Genomic DNA, 24,065 nt, shown 5'->3' on the forward strand with positions numbered 1-24,065 from the left:
CGGCGCGTCGCCGGACGCCTCAGAGCACGCCGAGCAGGAAGCCGACGCCCATGGCGACGAGGACGACCGCCGACACCGTCGGGAAGTGCTCGGAGTAGCGGTCCATCCGGTCTTCGAAGCGCGTGTAGCCGGCGACGAGCAGGAGCGTGAGCGCGGTGATGACGCCGACGACGGTGCCGGCGTACGCCAGCATCAGCCCGAGACAGTGCTGTGACCCGGCGCAGATGGCGATGATTTCGAACTCCTCCTCGTGGGCGAAGCCGAGCACGAACGCGGAGACCGCGATGCCGTACAGGCCGTCGTCCGCCGACAGCGCGTCGTGGCCGTGGCCGTGGCCGGAACCGCTGCCGTCGCCGCCGACGAACGGGAGCGCCGCGGTCAGCCGCCCGAACACGCCGCCGTCTCCGTGCGAGTGGTCGTGGTGGCTGTGGTCGTCGTGGGTATGGTGACCGGAGTCGTCGTGGTCGTGGGTATGGTGGCCGGAGTCGTCGCCGTGGCCGCCGTCACCGTGGCCGTCGTGGCTGTGCGAGTGACCGACGCCGTGAGCGACGTCGACGTCGCGGTGCAGGCGGCCGGGGCCGTCCGCCGGCTGCTCGTCCGCCGACGCGTCGCCGTGTGAATGGTTCTGGCCTTCGTCGTGGCCGTGCGAGTGGCCGTGTGAGTGGCCGTGTGAGTGCTGGTCGTCGTGGCCGTGCGAGTGCCCGCCGCCGCGGTACTCGCGGACGCCGAGCAGGACGAGGAGGACGCCGGCGAAGACGCCGATCGGGGACCCGATGGCGACGCCGAGCACGTGCAGCGGGTCGGAGAGGCCGTCCATCGGTATCTGCGTCTTGAGGAGGAAGAAGATGCCGACGACCGCGAGACTGGAGACGAGGTGGCCGACGCCGATGACGAGGCCGGCGGCGAGCCCGGAGAGCCAGCTGTTCGTGCGGTCGAAGGCGTACGCGGCGGCGACGGGCCAGCCGTGGCCCGGTTCGGCGCCGTGGACCGCGCCGAGCGCCAGCGCGCCGACGAGTAAGCCGGGAGCGACGTCGTGAATCACGACGGACCGTCGGCGGCACCGACGGAAAACGGCTGTTATGACCGAATCGCCGGGTCGGTAATACCGAAACGCCGAACCGGCGGCGGCACGGAGGAGGAGGCATGCGGACCAGCCTGAACGTCCCGGACGACGTGCTCGCGGCGTTCGACGACGTCGCCGACGCGGAGGGGTTCGACTCGCGGTCGCGCGCCGTCCGCGAAGCGATGCAGGAGTACGTCGAGCGCCACACGCGGCTCGAAGACGCCGCCGGCGACGTCACCGCCGTCGTCGCCTACGACTACCTCCACGACGACGTGGTCGGCCAACTCCACCGCGTCCAGCACGACTACCAGGACGTCATCACGACGACGAGCCACGTCCACCGGGAGGGCTGGTGTCTCGAAACCGCCTTCTGCGCCGGCGACGCCGCCCGCGTCCGCGAACTCGTCTACCGGCTCCGCGACTTCGACGAGGTGCAGCGCGTCCGCGTCCTCTCGCTCGTCGCCGACGGCAGCCAGAACGGCGACGACGAAAGCCACGACGACGACGGCCACAGCGACGAGAGTGACGGCCACGGACACAGCCATGGCGACGACGGCGACGACGGCCACAGCCACGGCCGAAGCGACGCTTAGAGGTCGCCGTTCGCGGCGTCGGCCCTGACGTCGGCGGCGCGGTCGCGGATGGCGCGCCACTCAGCGTCGTCTTTGTCGTCGACGTGGTGATAGACGAGCCCCATCCGGCCGGTGCCGCGCAGCGTTTCCTCGTGTTCGCGCAGGAAGTCCCAGTAGAGGCTGTTGAACGGGCAGGCGTCCTCGCCGGTCGTCTCGTCCGGGTCGTACGGGCAGGACGCGCAGTGGTCGCTCATCCGGTTCACGTAGTTCGCGGACGCCGCGTACGGCTTCGAGGAGACCAGGTCCGTCCCGAAACTCCCCATGCCGACGACGTTCGGCGTCGTCACCCAGTGGAACGCGTCGACGAAGCCGAGGTGGAACCACCTGTTGAGCGCCGCCGGGTCGACGCCGTACAGCAGCGCGAAGTTCGACAGCACCATCAGCCGCTCGATGTGGTGAGCGTAGCCGCGCCGCCGCACGTGCCCGACGGCCGCGGAGAGACACGCCATGTCGGTGTCGCCGGTCCAGTACAGCGGCGGGAGGTCGCGCTCCTGGCCGAGCTGGTTCGCGTCGGCGAGCCCCGGCATCGCCTCCCGGTAGGCGTGCCGCATGAACTCGCGCCAGCCGAGTAGCTGCCGGACGAACCCCTCGACGGACTGCAGCGGGACGTCCGCGTCGCCGTCGCGGTAGGCGGCCGTCGCGGCGTCGACCACCTCCCGCGGGTGGAGCAGGCCGAGGTTGAGCGCCGGCGACAGCAGCGAGTGCGCGAGCGCCCACTCCCCCTGCAGCATCGCGTCCTGGTACGGCCCGAACGCGGGGAGCCGCGTCTCGACGAACTGGTCGAGCGCGGCGAGCGCCTCCGACCGGGTGACGGGCCACGGGAAGCCGTCGAGGTCGGCGTCGCCCCAGTGGTCGCCGTACCGCTCGGTGACGAACGCGTGGACCTCGCGGGTGAGGTCGTCGGGCTCGAACGTCGGCAGCGGCGGCGCGTCCCAGTCGTCCGGCGGCGTCTCGCGGTTCTGTTCGTCGTAGTTCCAGTCGCCGCCGACCGGGTCGTCGCCGTCCATCAGCACGCCCGTCTCCCGGCGGACGTGCCGGTACCACTGCTCCTGGCGGTAGCCGTCGCCGCGGCCGTCGGTCCACCGGTCCCACTCCGCCGGCGACGTCACGAACAGGTCCGAGGCGACGACCGAGAGGCTGCCGCCGCGCGACTCGACGAGTTCGCGGAGCCGGTCTGCGGCGCCGTGGCTGGACGGCCGCATCACGGTCAGCGACGCGCCCGGGTTCGCCGCGAAGTAGTCGTCGAGCGCGTCGCCGAACGTCGCCGCCCGCAGGTACGTCACGTCGACGCCGCGGTCCCGCAGGTCGTCGCGGGCGTGCCGCATCGCGGCGAACAGCAGCGTCAGCTTCTGCGGGTGGTACGCCAGCCGGTCGGCGAACTCGTGCGCCTCAACCAGCAGGACGGAGTCGTGTCGCTGGAGCGGGGCGGCCTCCGGGTACAACTGGTCGCCGAGGAGCCAGAGCGTCATTCGCGTCGACCGGCCGTCGAAGCCATTACTCCCGCGTCGGACGCCGCCCTCAAAACCGTTGAGGGTGACCCGGGACCGAGTGCACGTGGCCGGGTCGCCGCCGGGGCCGCACGAACCTCGCTCGGCAGCGCCGTCAGCGGTCGGGTCGGTCGTCGTCGACGTCGCGCCGGGCGGCGCGCTCGGCCGACTCGCGGTCCGAGACGGTCTCCGCGTCGCGTCGGCGTTCCTCGCGGACCAGCGCGTACAGCACGAGCGGCGCGCCCACCCCGAGCAGCACGAACAGCAGGACGGCCGCCGCGGCTTCGACCATCAGCCGAGGAACACGTCGACGAGGTCGCCGCCGCGGGAGCCGACGTCGCGGTACAGCTCGGAGTAGCCGCAGTTCGTACACGACACCACCTTGAACTTATTTGTCTGAATGTCGAACATTTTGCTGAGGCCGCCGCCGGTCGTCGACATCGTGCCGACTTCCGCGTCCGTGTGGCCGCACTTCGGGCAGCCGCTGTCGTCGCCGATGGAGGGCTCGGATGCCATACGGGGCCGACGTTCCGCGTCCGTGATAAGTTTTCTTCCGGCTTCGCGCCGGGACGGCAGGTATTCCCGGCTTCGGCACCGACAGGCGGGTGATGTCTGCGGACGACGCGCTCGCGGCGGTGCTGGTCGACGACCCGGAGCCGGTCGACACCAACGGGAACGGCCTCGGCCGCTACGACGCCCACGGCTTCCTCTCGCGGTACGACCGACGCATCGGCGTCGACTCGCGCGGCCTCGTCGTCTACCTCGACGGCGACGACACCACCCAGACCGCGCTGCTGGACGCCGACGGCGGCATCACGAGCCTCGTCGAGGGCGACCTGTACGGCGAGTCGGCCGCGGCGCACGTCGTGAACGTCGCCGACGAGTACGGCGCGTGGCGCTTCCTCGAAGACTGGGTCGCCGACGAGGTCCGCGCGGCGTTCGGCGACGACCTCGACGTCGACGCCGGGGACGCGGCGCCGCACCTCTCCGGGCACGCCCGCGACCGGTGGCGCGAACGGGTCGGCGGCGACCCGCCCGACGCGGCGGCGCTGCTGGACCGGTCGGTCCACGTTGACGTCGACTACGACCGCGAGGTGTACGTGGACACCGAGACGGAGGCCGTGCTGCTCGTCGACCCGCCGACCGTCGTCACGGTGTACCCGCGGCTGTCCGGCATCGACGACTTCGACCTCCGCGACCGCATCCGGCGCGCCCTCGTCGACGCCGACGTCTACTGACGCCGGGAGAAACCGAACGCGGCAGAAACCGAACGCGGCGGCGCCCGGCGGCTTACTCGCCGAACTTCCGCTCTTCGCGCTTCCGCAGTTCGATGCGGCGCGTCTTCCCGGACGACGTCTTCGGGAGTTCGTCGACGTACTCGATTCTTCGCGGGTACTTGTACGGCGCCGTCTCCGCTTTCATGTACGCTTGGAGCTCCTCGGTGAGCGCCTCGGAGCCGTCGCGGCCGTCGGCGAGGACGACGTACGCCTTCACGACGTTCCCGCGCTCCTCGTGCGGCGACGCGACCGCGGCCGCCTCCGCGACGGCGTCGTGCGAGACGAGCGCGTCTTCCACCTCGAACGGGCCGATGCGGTAGCCGGCCGAGAGGATGATGTCGTCGGCGCGGCCCTCGAAGAACAGGTAGCCGTCCTCGTCGACGCGGGCGAGGTCGCCGGTGCGGTAGTAGTCGCCGGCGAACGTCTTCTCGTCGAGCGCCGGCTTCTCGTAGTAGCCGTCGAAGATGCCGGGGCAGTCGACCGGCACCGCGATTTCGCCGATGGTCCCCGGCTCCACCGGCTCCTCCTCTTCGGTGTCGATGAGCGTCGTGCCGAGCCCCGGCGTCGGCTTCCCCATCGACCCCTCCTTCACGTCGATTCCGGGGTAGTTCGTGACGAGCGCGACCGTCTCGGTCTGCCCGTAGCCGTCCCGCGGCGTGATGCCGAACGCCTCCTGCATCGCCTCGATGGGTTCGCGGTTCAGCGGCTCGCCGGCCGACACCGCCTCGGTCAGCGACAGGTCGTACGCCGAGAGGTCCGTCTGCGTGAACATCCGGTACTGCGTCGGGACGGCGCACAGCCGCGTCACGCCCTCCTCGGCCATCACGGAGAGGAACGCGTCCGGGTCGAACTCGCCGTCGTACAGCAGCTGCGACGCGCCGACCGTGAGGCCGACGCCGACCGGCGACCAGAACCACTTCGCCCAGCCGGTGCCGGTGGTCGCCCACAGCAGCTCCTCCGAGAGGTCGACGTCGCCGTCGCTGCCGGGCGCGGACTCGCCGTCGGCGGTGACGCCCCACCAGTACGGCGCGTTCACGAGTTCGAACGCGCGCAGCCACCGGTGCTTGTGGAGCACCGGCTTCGGCTGCCCGGTCGTCCCGGACGTGTAGTTGATGCTCATCGGGTCGGCTGCGCCGACGTCGGGGCCGTCGTGGCTCGTGGACTCGCCGTCGAGCAGCGCCGCGAACGACTCCCAGTCGCCGGCTCCGTCGTCGGCGCCGTCGGCGTCGTCGCCGCCGAGCCGGATGAGTCGGTCGAGCGGCGTGTCGTCGACGACCGGCTCGACCATGTCGGTGAGGTCGTCGTGGACGACCGCCGTCGTCGCCTCGCAGTCCGACGCGCGGAACGCGATGTCTTTCGGCTTCAGCATCGACGAGCACGGGACGACGAGCGCGCCGCGTTTCAGGACGCCGAGCTGTACCGCGAACGCGTCCGGGTGCCGCGGGAACAGGTGCATGACCCGGTCGCCCTCGCCGACGCCGCGGTCCGCGAGCGCGTTCGCGAACCGGTTCATGTCGTCGCGGACGTCCGCGTACGTCCGCTGCTCGCGGGCGCCGTCGTCGTCGAGGAACGTCACGGCGACGCGGTCGCCGAACTCGTCGGCGTGCCGTTCGATGACCGACGGGAGCGTGTAGTCGTCCGGGATGTCCCACTCGAACTCCGCCACCGCCTCCTCGTAGCTGACTGCCATACCGGACAGTGGTTTCTATCCGGAATAATAATTTGGGTGGTGATGGCACGCCACAGGGGGACGAACCACCGGGCGACGCGTCGGGCCGAGCGGGCAGCGCGAAGAAGTCGGGGCATCTGCGACGACGGCCGCTACTCGTCCTCGTCGAACAGCGCCGCGTCCTCGTCGGTCCCGTCGCTGTCGCGGTAGACGTAGACGTCGCTGCTCCCCTTCAGCCGCCGCAGTTGCTCGACGCTCAGGTCGTCGAGCGCCCGTGCGTTCGGTCCGGACGGCTGCCCCCCGCCGGTCGACGACCCGGAGCCCGACTGCCGTGACCCGTCAGCCGACGAATCCGGCGAGCCGTCCGACGTTCCGCCGGCCGTGCCACCCGACGTGCTGCCTGACGTATCACCCGATGTTCCCCCCGACGTATCTCCCGACGTTCCGCCCGACGTTCCGCCCGACGTATCTCCCGAGGAGCCACCCGACGACCCGTTCGGCGCGCCGTCGTCGGCGTGCCGCGAGGTGCCGGATTCGCCCGCCTGATACTGGTCGGCGTCCTGGTTCTCGCCGGTGTCGTCGAAGTTGTCGCCGTCCGGGCTGGTGCCGTGCTGGCGCGGCGCGGCCGCGCGCTCGACGACGGTGCCGCTGGCGCCGACGGCGACGTCCGTCTCGCCGAGCGACAGCGAGTAGAGGTCGGCGGACACCGGGGTGTGCACGCGCTCCCAGCGCTCGTCGCCGGTGCGGTGGAAGATGGCGCCGCTGTTGCCGAGCACCACCATCTCGCGGCTGCCGTCGTCGTGGGGTTCGACGTCGAACGAGCGGAGCGCGGTCTTGTCGGTCACCGAAATCGGCGTCCAGCCGTGGTAGGAGTCGTCGCGGCGGTACAGTCGGCCGTCGCCGCCGGCGACGTAGACGCGGTTCTGTCCGGCGTAGACGTCGTAGAACTTCACCTGGGCGTTGACGATGCCGATGTCTTTCCAGCCGTCGTCCTCGGTTGTTCGGTAGGCGTTGCCGGAGGTGTCGATGGCGTAGCCGACGCCGTCGGACGACGCCGCGAGCGCGGCGACCTTCGAGGCCTTCCCGGCCGGCGTGGCGACCTGCTCCCAGTCGACGTCGAAGCCGTCGATGACGAACGGCATGATTTCGCCGGAGCCGTTCGCCATCAACCCCTTCTCCGTGCCGGACTCGCCGGCGACGGCGATTCCCTCCCACGTCGACGTCTTCTGTTTCGGGTAGGAGTAGTCGTACTTCTTCTGCTGGGTGACGTCGTACATGCCGACGGCGCCCGACGAGCCGAGGAACCAGACGCGCTTCCCGTCGTCGGTGACGTCGAGCGCGCGGAGCTGGTTCTCGCGGGCGTTCGGGCCGTCGTCGAGGACGACCTCCCAGCCGTCGCCGCGGTCGGCGACCAGCGTGCCGCCCGCGCCGATGGCGTACGGGCCGTCGGTCGTGTCGACCACGTCGAACAGCGTCTGGCTGAACGGCGTCGGGACTTCGCGCCACTCCGGTTCGTCACGGTCGGGACCTGTTTCCCACATGACGGCTGAACCGTGACGCGGCGCGTCCGTCAAGCCCGAAATTCCGTCGGCTCCCGTCCCCGGCCGCCGGCCGCTCACGGACGCCCGGGTTTTTGGGGACTCCGGCCGTCCGGCCGCCCATGGAGTACACGACGCTCGGCGACACGGGCATGGAGGTGTCGAAGATCTGTCTCGGCTGCATGAGCTTCGGCGACCCGGACTGGCGCGACTGGGTGCTCGACGAGGAGGCGGGAAAGGAACTGGTAGAGCGCGCAATCGACCTCGGCGTGAACTTCTTCGACACCGCGAACATGTACTCGGCCGGCGAGTCCGAGCGGGTGCTCGGCGAGGCGCTCGACGGCTACGACCGCGACCGGTTCGTCGTCGCCACCAAGGGCTACTTCCAGATGGACCCGGACAACCGGAACTCCGGCGGGCTGTCGCGGAAAGCCATCGAGCAGGAACTCGACGCGAGCCTCGACAGGCTCGGCATGGAGACGGTCGACCTCTACCAGACGCACCGCTGGGACGACGACACGCCCATCGAGACGACGCTGCGGGCGCTCGACGACGCGGTCCGGCGCGGAAAGACGCGGTACGTCGGCGCGTCGTCGATGTGGGCACACCAGTTCGCGGAGGCGCTCCACGCCAGCGACCGCCTCGGGCTCGAACGGTTCGTGACGATGCAGAACCACTACAACCTCCTGTACCGCGAGGAGGAGCGCGAGATGCTGCCGCTGTGCGACCGGGAGAACGTCGGCGTCATCCCGTGGTCGCCGCTCGCGCGCGGCTGGCTCGCCCGGCCCCACGAGGAAGCCGAGTCGACGACGCGCGGCAAGAGCGACTCGTACGCCCGCGAACACCCGTACCTGGAGGGCGGCGGCCGCGAAGTCAACGAACGCGTCCAGGAGCTCGCCGCGGAGAAAGGCGTGAAGATGGCGCAAATCGGGCTGGCGTGGCTGTTCCAGAAGGACAGCGTGGACGCGCCCATCGTCGGTACGACGAGCGTCGAACACCTCGAAGACGCCGTCGAAGCGCTCGACGTCACGCTGACGGCGAGCGACGTCGCCTACCTCGAAGAGCCGTACGAGCCGGTCCGCGTCTCCGGCCACGAGTGACCGCCGTGCGGCGAACCGCCGGGGTCGGCGCCGTCGCCGCGGCGAGAACCGGCGGATTCAGGGGCCGCGGCGGCGACGCGTCCGTATGAGCTGGGACTCCGTCGACGCCGACGGCGACTACGAGGAGTGGGAGCGCGACGACGGCTACGCCACGATTCGGCTCCGCGAACGCGCCGACGGCGGCTACACGGTCAGGGTCGACCGGCTGAAGCAGGCCGCAGACGGCGCCGCCTACCGCCACGAAACCGTCGCCGACCGGGACGCCGCGGTCGACCTCGTCGAGGCGTGGAAAGCCGAGTTCGACACCGAGTGACCGGCGACCGGTGAGCCGAAGACGACCCGCCTGACCTGCGCGCCGCCTGCGCGCCGCCGCTCCGGGTTACTCCTGGAACCGCTTCGTGGTCTCCACCAGCGGGTGGCGCGCGTAGTCGACGACGTCGATGTCGTCGATGGTTTCGAGCCCCTCTTTCTCAGCGGTCTTCAGCATCCCGAGGTCGACGGCGTCGTCGATGACGATGACGTACGCGTCCATCTCGTCGACGTCGAGCCGCGCGGCCGCCTTCACGCGGTGGTGGCCGTCGGCGAGCACCAGCGTCCCGTCGTTGTCGATGACGACCAGTGGCTCCGAGAGGCCGCGTTCCAGTTCGTACCGCCGCCCCTCCAGTTCGTCGGCGTACACGCGCGCCTGCGTCGGCACCAGTTCGGACAGGTCGACGGTGCGGCGCTCCTCGTCCACCTCGATGCCGTGAATCTCCTCGAGCGTCCGCATCAGCTTCCCGACCTTCTCCGGGGTCGCCCGCTCGATCTGGCTGCGGATGACGTCCGTGTTCGAGATGATGCCGACGAGGTTTCCGGCGTCGTCCACCACCGGGAGCTTCTGGATGCCGGACCGCAGAATCACGCGCGCCGCGTCGTTCACCTTCATGTCCGGGTGCGCCACGATGATGTCGTCGGTCATCACCGTGAACAGCCTCGCGTCCTCGTCCGCCAACAGCAGGTCGCGCGCCGACACGAACCCGACGACGGTTCGGCCGTCGGTGACCGGGAAGCCGTTGTGCTCGTCGCTCTCTGCGATGCGCTCTGCGACCTCCCGCACCGAGTCGTCCGGCGACACCGTCGCGACGTCCCGAGTCATGTACTCGTCGACCGTCGGCCGCGACACCGCGTACCCGGAGTCACTCATCACGTGCCGGAGAGACGGCCCCGACGACGGTAATGGTTTCCGTACGGAGCAGCGCGTCGCGGCCGCCCGGAGCCGCCCGAACCGCGGCCGTCAGTCCTCCTCGGGGAAGGTGACTGCGCGGTCGGCCGCCGGGGTCGGCGCCGCCGGGGCGTCTTCGAGCGTCTCGAAGAACCGGCCGGCGATGATGTCGCGGACGACGTCGGTGAGCGTCTCCTTCGAGCCGTCCTCGACGTCCGCGAGGATGCCGAGCGGGACCTGCGCGCCCGCCATGTCGGCGTGGCCGCCGGCGGAGCCGATCTGGTCGAGCGCGTCCCGGAGCGTCTCGCCGAGGTCGACGTCGGCGCCGCGGGTCCGCCCGGAGACGTAGACGACGCCGTCGCGGTAGCCGTACACCAGCGTCGTGTTCACGCCCTCCATGTTCAACAGCTGCTCTGCGGCCTGCGCGAGCGCGTCGCGGTCGCGGAGTTCGCCGACGCAGGAGGCGACGGCGGAGCCGCGCTGTTCGCGCTCCTCGATTGCGCGCGCCAGCACGTCGAGCACCTCGGCGCTCACGCTCGGCGACTCCACCCGTTCGAGCACCGACTTGTCGGTGTGCGGCAGCAGGTACGCGGCCGCGTCGAAGTCCGCCTCGGACACCTCCCGCGTGAAGTCCTTCGTGTCGATTCGGACGCCGTACAGCAGCGCGGTCGCCGTCGTCTCGTCGAGGTCGACGCCGAACCGGTCGAGGTACTCCGCGAGGAGCGTGGAGGTGGCGCCGACCTCCGACCGCAGGTCGATGAAGCCGCCGGCGACGGGCTGACGCGGCGGGTGATGGTCGACGACGACCGCCGGCCGGACGTCCTCCGGGAGGCTGTCGTTGACGCCGGGCCGGGAGTGGTCGACGAGCGCGAAGCCGCCGAACTCCTCGCGCGGGTCGGCGTCCGGGTCGAGCTGCCGCATCTCGATGCCGAGCAGGTTCACGAGCGCCCGGTTCTCCTGGTGGGAGATGTCGCCGTAGTAGCACGGCTCGGCGTCGACGCCGGCGAACGACGCGAGCCTGACCAGCGCGACCGCGGACGCGATTGCGTCCGGGTCGGGGTTGTCGTGCGCCATCACCGCGAGCTTCCCGGGGACCGACCGGAGCGCGCGGAGCAGCCGCCGCATCCGGCTGGCGTGCTCGCCGGTCGCCGCCGCCAGCACGCGCTCTGACGTCCGCGCCACCGGGTCGACGACGCGGTCAGCGTCGTCGTCGAGCGCCGCCAAGTCAGCGTCGTCGGCGTCGTCGCCGGCGTACGCCAGGACGAACGCGTCCGGGTAGCGGCGCCGCGCGTTCCGCGTCGCCGCGACGTTGACGGCGGCGCTGCTTCCGCCGACGACGACGACGTCCGCCCGGTCCGGGTAGTTCGACGGGTCGGACGGGTCGGCCTCGACGGCGCTGACGTTCTCGTCGCGCAGCGCGGTCGCCCGGCCGCTGTCGGCGGTCACGACGTGGAGCCGGCCGGACTGGCCGACCAGCGACTCCACGATGTCGTGGCCGACGGTGCCGCAGCCGAGCACGAGCCGTCGCATCACAGCGTGTCTGTGGGACGCGCCGGGAAAACCCTACCGTCCTCCGAGACGGGGCGAACGGGAACGGAGCGAAACGGACGGAAACAGAACGAACCGAACGGGAGAGCGGAACCGCGGCGGGTCAGCCGATGAGCGCCGCGGCGGCGGCCTGCGCGGTCTCGATGACCGGGCCGAACGCCGGGAGCAGCAGGACGGTGCCGACGCCGGCGAAGATGACCGCGGCGTACAGCGCCGTCGGGGTGCCGCCGAGTTCGCGCTCGGCGGCGGGCTCGTCGATCCAGAGCGCCTTCACGACGCGGCTGTAGTAGAACAGCGACAGCGCCGAGTTGACGGCGCCGACCGCTGCAAGCCACCAGAAGCCGGTCTGGATGGCGCCCATGAACAGGAAGTACTTCGAGAAGAAGCCGCCGAACGGCGGCAGCCCCGCGAGGCTGAACATGAAGACCGTCATCGCGACGCTCGCGACGGGCGCCTTCTTCGCCAGCCCGGCGTAGTCCTCGAAGGTCCGGCCGACCCCCCAGTGTTCCGCGAGCGCGACGAACAGGAACGCGCCGGTGTTCATGAACCCGTAGACGAGCAGGTGCGCCATCGACGCGCCGAGCGCGTTCGCGCCGGCGGCGCCGCCGGTCCAGGCGGCGAGCCCGATGAGCGCGTAGCCGGCGTGGCCGATGGAGGAGTACGCGAGCATCCGCTTGACGTTCTCCTGGGTCGCGGCCGCGAAGTTACCGAGCGTCATCGTGACGACGGCGAGCACCTGGAACAGCAGCACCCAGTCGATGGCCGGAATCGGCGTGCCGGTGGCCGTCGTGAAGCCGACCGTGAACACGCGGAACGCGAGCGCGAACCCGGCCGCCTTCGACGCCGACGACAGGAAGCCCGAAATCGGGGCGGGCGCGCCCTCGTACGCCTCCGGCGCCCAGAAGTGGAACGGGACCGAGGCGGTCTTGAACGCGACGCCGCCGGCGACCATCAGGACGCCGACCGCCGCGACGCCGGCGAGGCCGCCGCCGGCTTCCACTTCTGCGAGCGCCGTGGCGACGTCAGAGAGCAGCAGGCTCCCGGTCGCAGCGTACACCAGCGAGATGCCGAACGCGAACACCGCAGAGGAGAGCGCGCCGATGAGGAAGTACTTCAGCCCGGCTTCGACGCTCCCCTTGTTGTGCTTGAGGAACGCGACGAGCGCGTACGACGGCAGCGACGCGAGCTCCAGGGCGACGAACGCGGTCGCCAGGGAGTTCGCGGTCGCCATCACCGCCATCCCGGAGGCGGCGAACAGCACGAGGCTGTAGAACTCCGCCTGGTACTGCCGGCCGCGCAGGTAGTCGTAGCTCGCGACGACGACGAGCGCCGTCACGGAGGCGAACACGGCCTGGAAGAACAGCGCCATGCCGTCGACGACGATGGCGTCGGCGAACAGCGTGATGGCGCCGCCGGTGCTCGGCTGGCCGGTGCCGGCCGACAGGAACCAGCCGGTGAAGCCGAGCGACGTCAGCGACCCGACCGCGGCGACCGCGGCGAGCACCGCCGGGTTCGAGTCGTCCGGGTTGACGGTGTCGACGACGAGCAGCACCAGCGCCGTGACGCCGAGCGTGATCGCGGGAGCGAGCGCCGTCCACTCGGGGAGCGCCATCAGGCACCACCTCCGAGAATCGGAACCACTGCGTCCGTGATCATGTTGAAGAACGTCTCGGGGGCGACGCCGAGCCAGATGGTGCACAGCAGCAGCACCGCCAGCGGCAGCGTGTCGTGCAGGTCGGCCCGCGTCACCTCGTAGTCGGTTTCGAGGCTGAACTCACCGAACAGGGTGCGCTGCATCGCGTACAGCAGGTAGCCGGCGACGATGACGATGCCGAACATCGCGGCGGCCGTGAACAGCGGCGCCGACGGCAGCACCGTCGACGCGAACGCGCCCTTGAAGATGAAGAACTCGCCGGCGAAGCCGGCCATCAGCGGCAGCCCCATGTAGCCGAACGCGCCGGCGATGAGGATGCCGACGGTTACCGGCATCCGGTCGGCCATGCCGCTCATGTCGCCGACCATCCGGGTGTGGGTGACGTTGTAGATGACGCCGACCGCCATGAACATCAGCCCGGAGATGAGACCGTGCGCCACCATCTGGAAGGTGGCGCCGCCGACCCCCCACGTGTTGTACGCGACGAGCCCGAGGATGACGTACCCCATCGACGACACGGAGGAGTACGCGACGATGCGCTTGAGGTCCTGCTGGGCGAGCGCGAGCATCGCGCCGTAGATGACGGAGACGACGGCGAAGATAGCGATGAGCCCGGCGTACTGGTTCGCGACGTCGGGCAGCATCGTGAAGTTGAACCGGAGCAGCGCGTACGTCCCCATCTTCAGCAGGACGCCGGCCAGCATCACGGACACCGGCGTCGGCGCCTCGACGTGGGCGTCCGGCAGCCACGTGTGGAACGGGACGACGGGCACCTTCACGGCGAACCCGGCGAACATGGCGGCGAACGCGGCGGTCTTCAGCGCCGTCGGCGTCAGCCCCAAGAACCCGTCGAGCGCGCCGTCACGGAGCGCCATCGCGATGGCGGGCATCCCGAAGCTCGACACGTCGAGGTTGAACACGAGCGCCATGAACCCGATGAACATGACGAGGCTCGCGATGTTCGTGTAGACGAAGAACTTGATGGCGGCGTACTTCCGGCGCGGGCCGCCCCAGACGCCGATGAGGAAGTACATCGGGACCAGCACGGCCTCCCAGAAGACGAACCAGACGAAGAAGTCCAGCGCGGTGAACACGCCGAGCAGGTTCGCCTCCATGAACAGCATCAGGCCGTAGAACTGGCTCTGCCGCGTGTCGATGGGCGTCCACGCGGAGACGATGGCGAGCGTCGTCAGCAGCGTCGTCAGCACGAGCAGCGGCAGGCTGATGCCGTCGAGGCCGACGAACCACTGGAGCGTGTAGCCCGACACTTCGAGCCACGTCACCTGCGACTTGAATGCGATACTGCCGCCGAGCAGCGCGTTCCCGGTCGCGTCGAACTGCGACCACAGATACGCCGCCCCCGCGACCGGGGGGAGGCTGAGCAGGAACGCCAGTTTCCCGGCGTATTCGTCGGGCGCCAACAGCGTGACGAGCGCCGCGACGAACGTGAATCCGATGAGTGCTTCGATTGGGCCAGCGATCATAGCAACCACCCCTCGTAGAGACCGAACGCAAGCAGCAGCGCGGTCAGGCCGAGCGTCAGCAGCGTCGCGTAGTTACTGACGACGCCGGTCTGGACGCGGCGGAGCCGCGACCCGCCCGAGAGGCTGACGCGCGAGACGGCGTTGACGACGCCGTCGACGACGCCCTGGTCGAACCGGTCCGCGGCGGCCGACAGCGGCAGCACGACGTTCCGGGCGAGGTACACCTGGAACTCGTCCTGGTAGTAGTTGTCGTACAGCAGGTCCTTCACGGAGCCGAGCTTGTCGGTGTGCTCCTCCGGCGTCGGGACCGCGTACAGCTTGTACGCGAGGCCGACGCCGCCGAGCGCGAGCAGCAGCGACACAGCGCCCGGCAGCAGCGGCGACAGCCCCGCGGCCGTCACGTGCGCCGGGTTCACCTCGTGCAGCAAGTGGTGGTAGTGCTCGGCGGACAGCCCCTCCATGACCGCGGACTCAGCCGGCCCCTGCAGCCACTGGTGCAGGAACTCGATGTGCGCGCCGGTGAGCTCCGCGACCGGCGTCATGTTGACGAGGCCGATTGTGGCGGCGAGCACGCCGAGGACGGCGAGCGGCGCCTTCACGTTCCACCGGACCGGCTTCGGGTCCTCCGCCTGCCCGGTGCGGGCGTCGCCGTGGAAGGTGAGGAACACCATCCGGAACGTGTAGAAGCCGGTGAAGAACACGGCGATGAGGCCGAACGCGTACGCGACGAGGAACACCGTGCCGAGGCCGCCGGCGGTGCCGAGGCCGTGGACGAGCGCCTCGTACAGCACCTCGTCTTTCGACCAGAAGCCGGCGAACGGAACGATGCCGGCGAGCGCGAGCGACCCGGAGAGGAACGCGTAGTAGGTGACGGGCATCCGGTCTTTCAGGCCGCCCATGTCCCACATGTTCTCGTTGTGGTGCATCGCGATGATGACCGAGCCGGCGCCGAGGAACAGCAGCGCCTTGAAGAAGGCGTGCGTGAGCAGGTGGAACGTCGCGGCCACGTAGCCGCCCGCGCCGAGCGCGAGCATCATGTAGCCGTACTGACTGATAGTGGAGTACGCGAGCACCTGCTTGATTTCGCGTTTCACGACGCCCATCGTCGCCGCGAACAGCGCCGTGAAGCCGCCGATGAGCGCGATGACCGCGAGCGCCGTCGGCGACACCGCGTAGAAGCCGTACATCCGGGCGACGAGGTAGACGCCGGCCGCCACCATCGTCGCCGCGTGGATGAGCGCCGAAACCGGGGTCGGACCCTCCATCGCGTCGGGGAGCCAGGTGTGCAGCGGGAACTGCGCGGACTTCCCGACGACGCCGCCGAGCACGAGCAGCCCGACGACCGTGAACCACGCCTGCGGGTCCAGCCCGAAGAACGTCGTCACCTGCGCCGGCACCTCGCCGGACACCGCCTGCTCTGCGAGGTGCGGGAAGGCGTGTTCGCCGGCGAACTGCGCCGTGCCGAACGTCGCGAACACCGCGGCGACGCCGACGAGGAAGAAGTAGTCACCGAACCGGGTGACCAAGAACGCCTTCTTCGCGGCGCTCGGCGGCGCGTCCTCGCGGAACCAGAAGCCGATGAGGAGGTACGAGCACAGCCCCACCAGCTCGAAGAACATGAACGCCATCAGGAGGTTGTCGGCGACGACGAACCCCAGCATGGACGCCGTGAACAGCCCGAGCCCGGCGTAGTACCGCGGCAGCCCGGTCTCGTTCTCGTCGTTCATGTAGCCGAGAGAGAACACGTGGACGAGCAGCGCGATCGTCGAGACGATGACGAGCATCATCGCCGCGAGCGGGTCGAGCAGCAGACCGAACGACAGCTCGACGCCGTCGGCGGCCGCCCACGTGTACAGCGTCTCGTCGTACACTTCGCCGCCGCTCACGGTGAGGAAGACGGCGATCGACAGCACCAGTGAGCCCGCGGTCGCCGCGATGCCCGGGATGGCGCCGCCCTTCGGCAGCAGGTCCCGGCCCCAGATGGCCGAGCCCAGCGCGATCAGGAACGACACGAACGGGAGCGCGACGATCGCCGGCGCGAAATCGAATACACCTGCCATCTTACCACCTCATTGTCGTCGGGGACGTCACGTCGACGCCGCTGAAGTTCCGGTACAGCACCAGGACGATGCCGATGCCGACCGCGACTTCGGCCGCCGCGAGCGTCATCGTGAACAGCGCGAACGTCTGCCCGGTCACGTTCCCCCAGTACTGCGAGAACGCAACGAAGTTGATGTTCGCGGCGTTCAACATCAGTTCGACCGACATCAAGAACAGCAGCGCGTTCCGCCGGGTGAGCAGCCCGAACACGCCGATGCAGAACACGGCCGCGGCGAGCACCAGGTACCACTGGACGGGCACCATCAGCGCTCACCTCCGCGGAGCCGGTCGGCGACGTCGCGGCCGCCGTCGGTGAGCGCCGTCTTGACGTCGCCGGCCGCCTCGGTGCGGCCGAGCATCACCGCGCCGGTGAGCGCCGCGACGAGCACGACGTCGACCAGTTCGAACACGGCGAGGAACCCTTCGCTGGCGACGTCGCCCCGGCCGATGTTGAACATCGCGTAGCCGATACTCGAGATGATGGCGGCGCCGTCGGGGAATCCTCGGGCGGCGTCGAGCGGGAACGTCGAGCTGAGGAACACCACCGCCAGCACGACGAACAGTGCGACGGCCGCGAGGCCGGGGACGAGGTGCGAGCCGAGCTTCAGCGACGGCGTGGACACGCGGCGGCTCACGTCCGCATCACCTCCGAATCGGTTTCGTTCCGGTCGGTCCGCACGAGCATCACGGCGAACGTAATGAGGATGAGCACCCCGCCCACGTAGACGAGGATCTGCATGGCGGCGTTGAACTCCGCCTGCAGCCTCACGTAGTGCACCGCGACGCTCAACAGGGCGCCCCCGAGCAGGAGTGCGGAGTGCCACACGTCCTCGACCAGGACGACGCCCAGGCTGCAGCCCACGGTGATGAGGGCGAACAGCGCGAACGCGATAGTCTCTACAACCATTACGCGACACTCCCGTCGGAGGGCGTTTGAAGGTTTCGAGACTGTTCGCGCGGACGCGTCCACGTGAACGAATTAGCGGCGGCTCCCCGACCGTCCGTCGAGCCGTCGAGGCGAAAAGCGAGCCGCGGCGTGCCGGCTGAGCGGCGGGCGGCGCTACTGGTAGTCGATTTCGCCGTCGCCCTCGCCGATCCACGCGCCGCGGTCGGGCTCCCGCGAACTGAGCGGGTCGATGCCCTTGTACCACGGGACGTTCTTCAACTGCTCTTTGTTGTACACGAAGTCGTCTTTCGTGTCGGCGGTGAACTCGAAGTTCTGCGTGAGCAGAATCGCGTCCACCGGGCACACCTCCTCACAGAGCCGGCAGTAGATGCACTGGCCGATGTGGAGGTTGTACTGCTCGCCGTTCCGCTGGTCGTCCTGCACGATCTGAATCGTGTCGTTCGGACAGACGTTCTCGCACTGGCGGCACCAGATGCACCGCTCTTGGGAGAACTTGTGAACCCCGCGGAACCGGGGGCTGACTTCGGGGGCGACGTCCGGGTACTCCACCGTGAACGTCTTCCCGTCCAATGCGTGTTTCATCGTCGTCGCCATGCCTTTGAGGATTCCAATCATGGTTATGCGAGCACCCCCACGATGACCGCGGTGAGGACGAGGTTCGCGAACGACAGCACCAGCATGCCTTTCCAGCCGACCTCGATGAACTGGTCCACGCGGAGCCGCGGCACCGCGGCGCGCAGCCACTGGGTGAACACGTAGAACGCCCAGATTTTCGCGGTGAACCAGACGATACCGAGGATGGCGGGGCCGGGGCCGGCCGGCCCGCCGAGGAACAGCGTCGCCGTCAGGGCGCCGCCGAGGAAGATGTGGATGAACTCACCGAGGTAGATGAGCACGAAGTACACCGAACTGTACTCCGTCTGGTAGCCGGCGACGATCTCCGTCGGCGCCTCCGGGACGTCGAACGGGTTCCGGCCGACCTCGGCGACGTTCGCGACGAGGAACAGCGCGAACGCCAGCGGGTTCACGAACGCGAACCACTGCGGAATCGTGACGCCGGCGACCGTGACGAGCGCCTGCGTCTGCTGGGCCACGATTTCGCTGGTCTGCAGCGACCCGGCGAGCAGCACGACGGAGACGCCGGTGATGACCAGCGGAATCTCGTAGGCGATGTTGGACGCGACGGCGCGCAGCCCCCCGATGAGGCTGTACTTGTTGTTCGACGCGTACCCCATCATGATGAGGCCGATGGAGGCGATGGAGGAGGCGGCGAACGCGAACGCGATGCCGATTTCGGGGTCGGCGACCTGGATGCCGCTCCCCATCGGGATGACGGCGAACCCGAGCATCGCGGAGAACGGGATGAACAGCGGGCCGATGTCGTACGCCGGCCGGTCGACGCCCTCCGGGATGACGAGCTCTTTCGACAGCAGCCGGACCGCGTCGACGACGATGGTGAGGATGCCGGCGGGGCCGACGCGGTTCACCGAGATTCGGTCGGTGAACGCGGCCGTGATCTTCCGTTTCGCCCACGGCCCCGCGACCGCGGTGTTGATGAGCAGGAAGTTCGCGACGAGGAACGTCGCGATGAGCGCGCCGACGACGTCGGCGGCGAGCCCGCCGAACGGGAGCATGCCGGCGATGGTGTCCGGCAGCATCTGCAGCGGCGCGACCATTACCGGTCCACCTCGCCGAGCACGATGTCGAGGCTACCGAGCGCCGCGACGAGGTCCGGGACGTACTCGCCTTCGGCCATCTCGGGCAGCGTCTGCAGGTTCGAAAAGCACGGCGACCGGATCTTGAACCGCGCCGGCTTGTCCGTGCCGTCCGACCGGATGTAGATGCCGAGTTCGCCTTTCGCGCCCTCGACGGCGCGGTACACTTCGGCGTCGTCGTCCGGGCGGAGCGTCCGCGGGACGTTCGACTGGATGGTGCGGTCCTCCTCGGGCCAGTCCTCGAGGAGGTCGACGCACTGCTCGATGATCTTCGCGGACTCTTCGACCTCGCGGAGCCGGACGAGCAGCCGGCTGTAGTTGTCGCAGCCGTCGTCGGTGACGACGTCCCAGTCGAGTTCGTCGTAGTAGCCGTACGGGTCGTCGCGGCGCAGGTCGTAGTCGATGCCGGAGCCGCGGGCGACCGGGCCGGTGGCGCCGTAGTCTTTCGCGACCTCCGGCGGCAGCACGCCGGTGTCGACCGTCCGCATCTGCAGGATTTCGTTCGCCGAAATCAGGTCGTGGAACTCCTCGAGCGCCTCCGGGAGGTCGTCGAGGAAGTCGCGGGTCTTCTCGAAGAAGTCCTCCCGCGGCTCCGGGAGGTCCCAGACGACGCCGCCGAGCCGGAAGTAGTTGAACATGAGCCGCTGGCCGGTCAGGTCCTCCAGCAGGTTCTGGACCTTCTCGCGCTCGCGGATGCCGTACATGAAGATGGCGGTGAAGTCGCCGTACACGTCGAGCGCGAACGTCGCGACCGCCAGCATGTGCGAGGCGATGCGGCACATCTCCGCGCCCATCGTCCGGATGACCTGCGCGTACTCCGGCACCTCGATGTCCGCGAGGTCCTCCGCGGCGCGGGCGTACGCCCACTCGTTGAGCAGCCCCGCCGAGATGTAGTCCCAGCGGTCCGGGTACGGCATGATCTGGTGGCGGTACGTCCCGTTCTGACACATCTGCTCCTCGCTCCGGTGGAGGTAGCCGATGTCGGATTCGACGTCCGCGACCTGCTCGCCGTCGAGCGTCGTCTTCAGGTGGAGGACGCCGTGGGTCGCCGGGTGGTGCGGACCGATGTTGAGGAACATCGTGTCGGCGTCCTGCTCGGCGCGGGTGTCCTCCTGCAGCGGGTTCGCGTGTTCGCGCAGCGGGACGACCTGCGGCCGGTTCTGGTCGTAGCTCTCACTGAGCGGGTGGCCCTGCCAGGTCTCCGGCAGCAGGATGCGGCGGAGGTCCGGGTGGTCGTCGTACTCGACGCCAACGAGGTCGTACGCCTCCCGTTCGTGCCAGTCGGCGGTGCGGAACACGGGCTCTGCGGACTCCGACACCGGGTTCTCGCGGTCGGTCGGGACGACGACGCTGACCTCCTGGGTCGGGTCGTCGAACTTCTTCAGGTGGTAGATGGACTCGTAGCGGTCCTCGTACTCCTGGGCGGTCACGCACGAGAGGTGGTCGAAGCCGGCCTCCCGTTTCAGCGTCGACAGCGCGTCCTGCACCGCGTCCGGCCGGACGACGTAGCCGGGCGCGTTCAGGTGTTCCTCGCGGCCGATGACGGCGTCACCGAGCAGCGCCGCGAGCTCGTCCGCGGACTGTTCTTCGACGACGTCGGGCGCCGTGGGTTCCGGTTCTTCGAGACTCATTGTTAGGGTGAATCAGCCCAGTTGTACCGCATGACGAGGTCCTCCTCGTCGATGTCGTCGGCGAGCTGGTCGATGACTTCGTCGCTGTCCAGGTCCCCGAACTGTTCGAGCTCGTACGGCTTCACCGTCACCGGCGACGACTCGCCGTTCGCGATGCGCTCTTGGAGCTTCGCGACGCCGTAGACCAGCGCTTCGGGGCGCGGCGGGCAGCCCGGCACGTGGATGTCGACCGGGATGACCTCCTCTGCGCCCTTCACGACGTTGTACCCCTCCTGGAACGGGCCGCCGGAGATGGTGCACGACCCCATCCCGATGACGAACTTCGGCTCGGGCATCTGGTCGTACACGCGCTTCATCCGCGGCGCGAACTTCGAGACGATGGTGCCCGGCACGATGATGACGTCCGCCTGCCGCGGCGACGCCCGCGGGACGCCGGCGTGGAAGCGGTCGAGGTCGTGTTTCACCGAGTAGGTGTGCATCATCTCGATGCTGCAGCACGCGATACCGAACTGCAGCATGAACATCGACGAACCCCGCACCCAGTTCATGAACTTGTCGAACTTGGTGAGGATGAACGGCGAGGAGCCGAACGCTTCGCGCAGCTTCGAGTTGAAGCGGTCGTCCGACCCCGCCATCCGGGCGTCCCGGGTGTCGGTCAGTACCTTCGAGTCGTCCGTGTTGAACGGCCTGTTGTCACTACTCATGATTGACGCTCCGTTTTCTGTCGTGTGGCACGCGGACTCTCCGCCCACTGAATCGCGCCCTGCCGCCAGGCCCACACGAGGCCGACGACCAGCACCGCGATGAACACGAGCATCGGGAACAGCACCGTCGCGAGCCCGACGCCGGCCTCGAGAGCGGGGCGGTAGATGAGCGCCCACGGGAAGATGAGGACGGTCTCGATGTCGAAGACGAGGAACAGCAGGGCGACCATGTAGTACTGGATGTTGACCTGGACGCCGATTGCTGACTCCGTGGGGACCTCGCCGGACTCGTACGTGGCACGTTTCCCCTGTTCGGGCACGCTTGGGCGAAGAATCCAGGACGCAGCCATCATCCCCAGCGGGATACCTACGCCCATCAACGCCAACGCGCCGATCGCTATCCATGAATTCATACCGGGTTCTCCTATCGTTCGACGGTTTGGAGGCCCCGTACATAAGCGCTTCACCTTTGCGCGCCCCGATTCCGGGCGGAGCCGCGCGCCCGCGCTACTCGTCGCGGTCCGCGCGGAAGCCGTCGACGCCGCGGTCGTGCAGCGCCGCCGACACCGCAGCGACGTCGCCCTGCAGCCCGTCGTGGTAGTCGACGAGGCGGTCGCGCAGCGTCTCGTGTTCGCGCGCCAGAATCTGTGCGGCGGACAGCGCGGCGTTGAACGACTTGCCGGCGTCGACGGCGACGATGGGGGCGCCGGTCGGCATCCCGATGACCGAGTCGACGGACTTCTCCTGGACCGGGACGCCGACGACCGGAATCGGGTAGGCGATGCTCGCGGTCATGTTCGGCAGGTCGGCGGACTTCCCGCCGGCGCCCGCGATGACGACGTCGAGGCCGCGGTCGGCGGCGGTCTCCCCGTAGGCGTACAGCAGCTCCGGGGTTCGGTGCGCGGAGACGACGTAGCTCTCGTAGGTGAACCGGGCGTCCGGCGGGTCGGCGAAGTCGGTCTGTTCGGCGAAGCCGAGTTCGTCGAGCGCGTCGAAGGCGCCCTGCATCACGTCGAGGTCGGAGTCCGACCCCATGATGACGCCGACGTCCGGCGTCGTCGCCGGGTCGGCGTCGCGGTCGGCGTCGGATTCGAGTCGGTCGACGAGGTCGTGAACGGTCGGCGGTGTCGAGGAGGTCATTGTGGTGAGTCTGGTTCCGCGCGCTGGTCGGCGGCGTCGGAGTTGGTGAACGTCAGTCCGTCGCGGAGCCCGCGGACCGCGTCGAGGAGCTCCGTCGGGTCGGCGTCGGCGCGAGACACCGTGACGTGCCCCATCTTGCGGAGCGGCCGCGCCTCTCGCTTCCCGTACCAGTGGAGGTGCGCGTCGCCGGCGTCGTAGACGTCTTCGACGCCGCGGAGCGCCGCCGTGGTCGGGTCGGCGACGTCGCCGAGGAGGTTCGCGGAGACGGTGGTGCCGCGGAGCCCGGTGTCGCCGAGCGGCCAGCCGAGCACGGCGCGGACGTGCTGTTCGAACTGGGACGTGGTGGCGCCCTCGATGCTCCAGTGGCCGGAGTTGTGCGGCCGCGGCGCGACCTCGTTCACGAGCACGTCGCCGTCGGCGGTCTCGAACAGTTCGACCGCGAAGACGCCGCGGCCGTCGAGCGTGTCGAGCGTGTCGAGCGCGACGTCGCGGGCGCGCGCCGCGACCGCGGTGTCGGTGCGCGCCGGCACCACGGTTTCACGCAGGATTTCCGCCTCGTGGACGTTCTCCGCGAGCGGGAACGCCCGGGTCTCGTCGGCGCCCGCGGCGACGACGACGGACAGTTCGCGCTCGAAGTCGACGAGTTCCTCCGCCATCGCGCCGCCGTCGCCGGCGCCGACCTCGGCGAGCTTCGCGTCGTAGTCGTCGCCGGGCCGGACCGGGACGTTGCCGCGGCCGTCGTAGCCGCCGGTGCGGGCTTTCAGCATGCAGCCGCCGAAGGTGTCGACGGCGGCCTCCAGGTCCGCGGCGTCGCCGACCGCGACGAACTCCGGGACCGGGACGCCGGCGTCCGCGAACGTCCGCTTCTGTACGAGCTTGTCCTGAATCGTGCGGAGCGACGCCGGGGACGGCTGCACCGGCACGTCGAGTTCGGCGCCGACCGAAGCCAGGACGTCCGGGTCGGCCAGCTCGATTTCGAGCGTGAGCGCGTCGGCCCGGTCTGCGAGTTCGCGCACCGCGTCCGGGTCGTCGAAGGCGCCCTCCACCTGGTCGGCGACGCGGGACGCCGGGCACTCCGGCGTCGGGTCGAGCACGACGACGTCGACGCCGAGCGGCGCGGCAGCCTCGGCCAGCATCCGGCCGAGCTGTCCGCCGCCGACGACGCCGAGCGTCGGGCCTGGACACGTCGGATTCACGTCCGCCGATTCGGCAACT

General features: G+C 69.6%; 24 protein-coding genes and 1 pseudogene. 4 read left to right on the forward strand and 21 right to left on the reverse strand.

Features of this window, described 5'->3' with window-relative positions:
* Positions 1 to 19: 19 nt before the first annotated feature.
* Entirely contained in the window at positions 20 to 1,042 is a 1,023-nt protein-coding gene (locus ACQUS7_RS12655) for a hypothetical protein (RefSeq protein WP_435147464.1), read from the reverse strand.
* Between the two features lie 101 nt (positions 1,043 to 1,143).
* Here ACQUS7_RS12655 and ACQUS7_RS12660 point away from each other — a divergent pair.
* Positions 1,144 to 1,521 (forward strand): annotated as a pseudogene (locus ACQUS7_RS12660) (CopG family ribbon-helix-helix protein); the annotation flags it as partial.
* Between the two features lie 131 nt (positions 1,522 to 1,652).
* Here ACQUS7_RS12660 and ACQUS7_RS12665 read toward each other — a convergent pair.
* The 3 genes from ACQUS7_RS12665 to ACQUS7_RS12675 form a co-directional block, all read right to left on the reverse strand.
* Positions 1,653 to 3,164, reverse strand: coding sequence for a cryptochrome/photolyase family protein (locus tag ACQUS7_RS12665; protein WP_435147466.1), 1,512 nt, complete (start codon positions 3,162 to 3,164; stop codon positions 1,653 to 1,655).
* Positions 3,165 to 3,297: 133 nt separating this feature from the next.
* A complete protein-coding gene (locus ACQUS7_RS12670) occupies positions 3,298 to 3,474 on the reverse strand; it encodes a hypothetical protein (protein WP_435147468.1) in 177 nt (58 codons plus the stop codon).
* Positions 3,474 to 3,698 carry a zinc ribbon domain-containing protein gene (locus tag ACQUS7_RS12675; protein ID WP_435124861.1) on the reverse strand — a complete coding sequence of 75 codons (225 nt, stop codon included), beginning with the start codon at positions 3,696 to 3,698 and terminating at the stop codon, positions 3,474 to 3,476. The genes ACQUS7_RS12670 and ACQUS7_RS12675 overlap by 1 nt, the downstream gene beginning before the upstream one ends.
* Before the next feature lie 92 nt (positions 3,699 to 3,790).
* Here ACQUS7_RS12675 and ACQUS7_RS12680 point away from each other — a divergent pair, with 92 nt between their 5' ends.
* Positions 3,791 to 4,420: a hypothetical protein gene (locus ACQUS7_RS12680; protein ID WP_435124859.1), complete on the forward strand. Its 630-nt coding sequence runs from the start codon at positions 3,791 to 3,793 to the stop codon at positions 4,418 to 4,420.
* A 52-nt stretch (positions 4,421 to 4,472) separates the two neighbouring features.
* Here the strand turns inward: ACQUS7_RS12680 and ACQUS7_RS12685 are convergent, their stop codons facing one another.
* Together ACQUS7_RS12685 and ACQUS7_RS12690 are read right to left on the reverse strand one after the other, a co-directional pair.
* Positions 4,473 to 6,149: an acyl-CoA synthetase gene (locus tag ACQUS7_RS12685; RefSeq protein WP_435147471.1), complete on the reverse strand. Its 1,677-nt coding sequence runs from the start codon at positions 6,147 to 6,149 to the stop codon at positions 4,473 to 4,475.
* A 131-nt stretch (positions 6,150 to 6,280) separates the two neighbouring features.
* A complete protein-coding gene (locus ACQUS7_RS12690) occupies positions 6,281 to 7,669 on the reverse strand; it encodes a hypothetical protein (protein WP_435147473.1) in 1,389 nt (462 codons plus the stop codon).
* A gap of 119 nt (positions 7,670 to 7,788) precedes the next feature.
* On the opposite strand from ACQUS7_RS12690, the gene ACQUS7_RS12695 reads away from it, so the two are divergent.
* Both ACQUS7_RS12695 and ACQUS7_RS12700 read left to right on the forward strand, forming a co-directional pair.
* Entirely contained in the window at positions 7,789 to 8,766 is a 978-nt protein-coding gene (locus ACQUS7_RS12695; RefSeq protein WP_435124851.1) for an aldo/keto reductase, read from the forward strand.
* Between the two features lie 85 nt (positions 8,767 to 8,851).
* The gene (locus tag ACQUS7_RS12700; RefSeq protein WP_435124849.1) at positions 8,852 to 9,079 is read left to right on the forward strand and encodes a DUF7543 family protein; all 228 of its coding nucleotides are present in this window, start codon (positions 8,852 to 8,854) and stop codon (positions 9,077 to 9,079) included.
* A gap of 66 nt (positions 9,080 to 9,145) precedes the next feature.
* Here ACQUS7_RS12700 and ACQUS7_RS12705 read toward each other — a convergent pair whose 3' ends face one another.
* From ACQUS7_RS12705 to ACQUS7_RS12775, 15 genes are all read right to left on the reverse strand, one after another.
* Positions 9,146 to 9,949 carry a CBS domain-containing protein gene (locus ACQUS7_RS12705; RefSeq protein ID WP_435124846.1) on the reverse strand — a complete coding sequence of 268 codons (804 nt, stop codon included), beginning with the start codon at positions 9,947 to 9,949 and terminating at the stop codon, positions 9,146 to 9,148.
* 90 nt (positions 9,950 to 10,039) lie between these two features.
* Positions 10,040 to 11,500, reverse strand: coding sequence for a DHH family phosphoesterase (locus ACQUS7_RS12710; RefSeq protein ID WP_435124843.1), 1,461 nt, complete (start codon positions 11,498 to 11,500; stop codon positions 10,040 to 10,042).
* A 118-nt stretch (positions 11,501 to 11,618) separates the two neighbouring features.
* Positions 11,619 to 13,127: an NADH-quinone oxidoreductase subunit N gene (locus ACQUS7_RS12715; protein ID WP_435124842.1), complete on the reverse strand. Its 1,509-nt coding sequence runs from the start codon at positions 13,125 to 13,127 to the stop codon at positions 11,619 to 11,621.
* Positions 13,127 to 14,653 (reverse strand): complex I subunit 4 family protein, encoded by a 1,527-nt coding sequence (locus ACQUS7_RS12720; protein WP_435124839.1) that lies wholly within the window; start codon positions 14,651 to 14,653, stop codon positions 13,127 to 13,129. The genes ACQUS7_RS12715 and ACQUS7_RS12720 overlap by 1 nt, the downstream gene beginning before the upstream one ends.
* A complete protein-coding gene (nuoL, locus tag ACQUS7_RS12725) occupies positions 14,650 to 16,713 on the reverse strand; it encodes an NADH-quinone oxidoreductase subunit L (protein ID WP_435124837.1) in 2,064 nt (687 codons plus the stop codon). Before nuoL ends, ACQUS7_RS12720 begins: the two co-directional genes overlap by 4 nt.
* A 1-nt stretch (position 16,714) precedes the next feature.
* Positions 16,715 to 17,017, reverse strand: a complete 303-nt coding sequence (gene nuoK, locus ACQUS7_RS12730) for an NADH-quinone oxidoreductase subunit NuoK (RefSeq protein WP_435124835.1) — start codon at positions 17,015 to 17,017, stop codon at positions 16,715 to 16,717.
* The gene (locus ACQUS7_RS12735) at positions 17,017 to 17,388 is read right to left on the reverse strand and encodes a proton-conducting membrane transporter (protein WP_435124832.1); all 372 of its coding nucleotides are present in this window, start codon (positions 17,386 to 17,388) and stop codon (positions 17,017 to 17,019) included. Before ACQUS7_RS12735 ends, nuoK begins: the two co-directional genes overlap by 1 nt.
* On the reverse strand, positions 17,385 to 17,660 hold the full coding sequence (locus ACQUS7_RS12740) for an NADH-quinone oxidoreductase subunit J (protein WP_435124830.1): 276 nt from the start codon (positions 17,658 to 17,660) through the stop codon (positions 17,385 to 17,387). The genes ACQUS7_RS12735 and ACQUS7_RS12740 overlap by 4 nt, the downstream gene beginning before the upstream one ends.
* 153 nt (positions 17,661 to 17,813) lie before the next feature.
* Positions 17,814 to 18,275 carry a NuoI/complex I 23 kDa subunit family protein gene (locus ACQUS7_RS12745; protein WP_435124827.1) on the reverse strand — a complete coding sequence of 154 codons (462 nt, stop codon included), beginning with the start codon at positions 18,273 to 18,275 and terminating at the stop codon, positions 17,814 to 17,816.
* Between the two features lie 2 nt (positions 18,276 to 18,277).
* On the reverse strand, positions 18,278 to 19,336 hold the full coding sequence (locus ACQUS7_RS12750; RefSeq protein WP_435124824.1) for a complex I subunit 1/NuoH family protein: 1,059 nt from the start codon (positions 19,334 to 19,336) through the stop codon (positions 18,278 to 18,280).
* Positions 19,336 to 21,006, reverse strand: coding sequence for an NADH-quinone oxidoreductase subunit D (locus ACQUS7_RS12755; RefSeq protein ID WP_435124821.1), 1,671 nt, complete (start codon positions 21,004 to 21,006; stop codon positions 19,336 to 19,338). Before ACQUS7_RS12755 ends, ACQUS7_RS12750 begins: the two co-directional genes overlap by 1 nt.
* Before the next feature lie 2 nt (positions 21,007 to 21,008).
* Complete coding sequence (locus ACQUS7_RS12760; RefSeq protein WP_435124819.1) at positions 21,009 to 21,710, reverse strand: NADH-quinone oxidoreductase subunit B; 702 nt, start codon at positions 21,708 to 21,710, stop codon at positions 21,009 to 21,011.
* A complete protein-coding gene (locus ACQUS7_RS12765; RefSeq protein ID WP_435124817.1) occupies positions 21,707 to 22,123 on the reverse strand; it encodes an NADH-quinone oxidoreductase subunit A in 417 nt (138 codons plus the stop codon). The genes ACQUS7_RS12760 and ACQUS7_RS12765 overlap by 4 nt, the downstream gene beginning before the upstream one ends.
* Positions 22,124 to 22,217: 94 nt before the next feature.
* A complete protein-coding gene (gene purE, locus ACQUS7_RS12770; protein WP_435147480.1) occupies positions 22,218 to 22,850 on the reverse strand; it encodes a 5-(carboxyamino)imidazole ribonucleotide mutase in 633 nt (210 codons plus the stop codon).
* Entirely contained in the window at positions 22,847 to 24,046 is a 1,200-nt protein-coding gene (locus ACQUS7_RS12775) for a 5-(carboxyamino)imidazole ribonucleotide synthase (RefSeq protein ID WP_435147482.1), read from the reverse strand. Before ACQUS7_RS12775 ends, purE begins: the two co-directional genes overlap by 4 nt.
* Between the last annotated feature and the right edge of the window lie 19 nt (positions 24,047 to 24,065).

The organism is Halobaculum sp. P14 (assembly GCF_051195155.1).
Lineage (GTDB): Archaea > Halobacteriota > Halobacteria > Halobacteriales > Haloferacaceae > JBNTKA01.